The sequence below is a fragment of the Chitinophaga sp. 22308 genome (genome assembly GCF_052045305.1).
Lineage (GTDB): Bacteria > Bacteroidota > Bacteroidia > Chitinophagales > Chitinophagaceae > Chitinophaga > Chitinophaga varians_A.
In genome coordinates this window covers 1-342 of the sequence record NZ_JBQEOP010000035.1, presented here as the reverse complement: position 1 = coordinate 342, position 342 = coordinate 1, and the positions used below count along the sequence as shown (strand labels likewise).

The 342-nt window shown below is 56.4% G+C and carries 1 protein-coding gene; it reads right to left on the bottom strand.

Going from position 1 to position 342, the window contains the following annotated elements:
• The coding region (locus tag ACTJJS_RS33545) for an AMP-binding protein (RefSeq protein WP_440668414.1) at positions 1 to 342 on the bottom strand (342 nt) is incomplete at both ends.

Sequence of the window (342 nt, the reverse complement as noted above, 5' to 3'; positions counted from 1 at the left end):
CACGCCCGTATAAACGTTCTCCTGCCAGTACCACGTAACGCAGGCCGGCAAGCGGAGCACCTGACTCCTGCAAACTGCCGGTGATTAACCGGAAAACAGAAGGAACCGTTTGCAGCAGCGTGACCTGCTCGTTTCTTAACCACTCCACCAACAGCGCCGGATTGTTTTTGATATGGCTGTCGGGCATACAAACGGTAGCACCGCCGATGAGGCCTGTCAGGATATCTTTCAGCGAAGCGTCAAAAGTCATCGGCGCCAGCTGGCTGATGCGGAAACTACCGTCTATGCCCCACTCCCGCTGATGCCAGTGGATGTAATGGCTCAGCGACACGTGGGAGCCGA